At 50.6% G+C, this 1,661-nt stretch carries 2 protein-coding genes; both read left to right on the top strand.

The window, feature by feature from the left end; translation table 11 throughout:
* Window positions 1–1,467: IS21 family transposase (istA, locus tag AAKU61_RS22570; RefSeq protein ID WP_354335874.1), on the top strand; the 1,467-nt coding region annotated here is incomplete at its 5' end.
* Window positions 1,460–1,661 (top strand): ATP-binding protein (locus AAKU61_RS22565; RefSeq protein ID WP_354335872.1); only part of this gene is annotated, 202 nt, incomplete at its 3' end. The genes istA and AAKU61_RS22565, both read left to right, overlap by 8 nt.

Below are 1,661 nucleotides of genomic sequence, written 5' to 3'. Positions count from 1 at the left end.
TTCTACCGAGAACGGCTATCCATTAGCGAAATTCAGCGACGAACCAGCCTGTCGCGCAATACCATCAAGAAGTGGCTTAAAGAAGCCGAAGGGACTGAGCCGAAGTATGCCCGGCCTCCGACTGTCAGTAAAATAGCTCCCTTTGCATCCCTCATTCAGTTAGCACTACAAACCGACAGCCATCGACCTAAAAAAGAACGTCGTACTGCGCTTATGCTATTTAAGGAACTCCAGCAAGCAGGGTTCACCGGTAGCTACTCGGGTGTCAACCGTTACATTTATGCCTGGCGTGACCAAGCTGCCAAAGTCACTGGTAAATCTGCCTTCGTTCCACTGAAGTTTCAACTCGGCGAAGCATTCCAGTTTGACTGGAGTGAGGAGCTGCTTGTCATTGGTGGCATTCATCGCAAAATCCTTGTAGCACACACTAAGCTGTGCGCCAGCCGTGCCTTTTGGCTGGTGGCTTATCCGACGCAAAGCCACGAAATGCTCTTCGATGCCCATACTCGCGCCTTTACTGCCATGGGTGGAATTGCACGGCGCGGTATCTATGACAACATGAAGACCGCTGTCGATAAAGTCATGAAAGGCAAAGGTCGTATCGTCAATGCACGCTTCTTTGCAATGACAGCCCATTACTTGTTTGACCCCGACTTCTGCAATGTGGCGTCTGGCTGGGAGAAAGGTATTGTTGAGAAGAACGTCCAGGATAGTCGCCGTCGTATCTGGAACGACGCCAGACAGGAACGCTTCGGCAGCTTTGCGGAACTCAATGCATGGCTGGCTGTACGCTGCAAGTTACTCTGGAGTGAATGCCGCCATCCGGATTACCCTGAGTTGACCGTCGCCGACGTGCTGGAACATGAGCAAGCCCAACTCATGCCGATGCCAACACCCTTTGATGGCTATGTCGAACTCGTAGCACGGGTTTCTTCTACTTGCTTAGTTCATGTCCACCGTAATCGTTATTCAGTACCGTGCTATTTGGCCAATCACATGGTCAGTGTTCATCTGTATTCAGAACAGATTGCCGTCTACGCTGAGAATGAGAGGGTTGCATGTCATCTACGACTATTTGGACGTGATCAGACCAGCTATGACTGGCAGCATTACATCCTTCTGGCAGAAAGAAAGCCCGGTGTCTTACGAAACGGTGCACCCTTTGCATTGATGCCGGCGCCTTTAATCAAATTGCAAACCACCTTGCTACGCCGTGCCGGTGGTGATCGCGTCATGGCTCAAGTGTTAGCGGCTATCCCGCACCATGGCCTTGATACCGTCATTGTGGCAGTAGAACTAGTGCTGGAGTCCGGTGCAACCAGTGTTGAACACATCACTAACGTATTGGTGCGATTAAGTCAGGGCGATCGTCCTGACCCCGTCGCCACAAGCTTGCAATTAATCGAAGAGCCGGTAGCCGATGCAAGTCGCTACGACAGCTTACATCAGGAGAATCAGCATGTTTAACATCATCAGTGAACTTAAATCACTCAAGTTATATGGAATGGCAACTGCCTATACCGATTTAACAGCACAGAGTACCGCGTCCGTGAGTACATCGGAATGGCTCATTCAACACTTGTTAGAAGCGGAATCGACGGATCGAGCGATGCGTTCGATCCGTTATCAGTTGCACGTTGCCAAATTTCCGATTCATCGCC

Source organism: Undibacterium sp. GrIS 1.2, assembly GCF_040544435.1.
GTDB lineage: Bacteria > Pseudomonadota > Gammaproteobacteria > Burkholderiales > Burkholderiaceae_D > Undibacterium.
The sequence above is the reverse complement of the archived record's forward strand: the minus strand, read 5'-3'. Positions and strand labels throughout refer to the sequence as shown.